Below are 837 nucleotides of genomic sequence, written 5' to 3'. Positions count from 1 at the left end.
GGGTTAGGGTGGGGTCAAAATATTTGATACATCAATCATGACTTTTCAAACATCCTCTAAGACTGCTATATAATAAAATTTTGCATTAATTCCAAAACTTCCGCAATCTTAACATCGAATGACCCGTTTCATACACGATAAATTTGCCAAAGACTATCTTGAAGAATTACTAAAAAACTACGGAGAAATCAAAGCATCAGAAAAAGTTTCAGGAGAGATTAAAGAAATAGATGTTTTATTCACTCCTGTCAAACAGCAAAGCTCTAATATAGAAATACTAGGTTTGTTAGGAAAATTTGCAGAACATCCTGCACTCATAGAACCCTTCCGTAATCCAGCTTCTACTGATGAAATATGCGACTGTATTCTAAAATTATTAGAAGTAAAGGCTCTTTTACGACGAGAAGCTAAAACCAATAAAACCAAACTCCAGGACTCAGAAATTCCTAAATTGTGGATTCTGACACCTACCGTATCTGAAACTAGGTTGTCTAGCTTTGGAACTATGCAACAAGCAGGTTGGTCACCAGGAGTACATTTTCTGCCAGATGCCTTGCGGACAGCAATTGTGGCCATACATCAACTACCGCCAACACCGGAGACTTTATGGTTGAGGCTTTTGGGTAGAGGAAGCGTGCAGTCACAAGCAATTATTGAGTTGCAGACCTTACCATTAGATCATCCATATCAAAAAGCAACCCTGGAATTAGTTTACAACTTGCGTGAAAATTTAAGAGTAAATCAAGAATTAGAAGCAGACGAGATGCCTAAGCCAGGAAGTCACCCTCCTGACTCGGCTACAAAACCGTGCATGAATCTTTCGATTCACACGGCTCC

At 39.1% G+C, this 837-nt stretch carries 1 protein-coding gene; it reads left to right on the top strand.

The features are described from left to right. Window positions 1-118 precede the first annotated feature (118 nt). Window positions 119-837, top strand: a 719-nt coding sequence (locus GNE10_RS34875; protein WP_260447158.1) for a hypothetical protein, incomplete at its 3' end; no start/stop codon positions are given.

The organism is Nostoc sp. 2RC (genome assembly GCF_014222165.1).
Classification (GTDB): Bacteria; Cyanobacteriota; Cyanobacteriia; order Cyanobacteriales; family Nostocaceae; genus Nostoc; species Nostoc linckia.
This window is presented reverse-complemented; position numbering and strand designations above follow the sequence as displayed.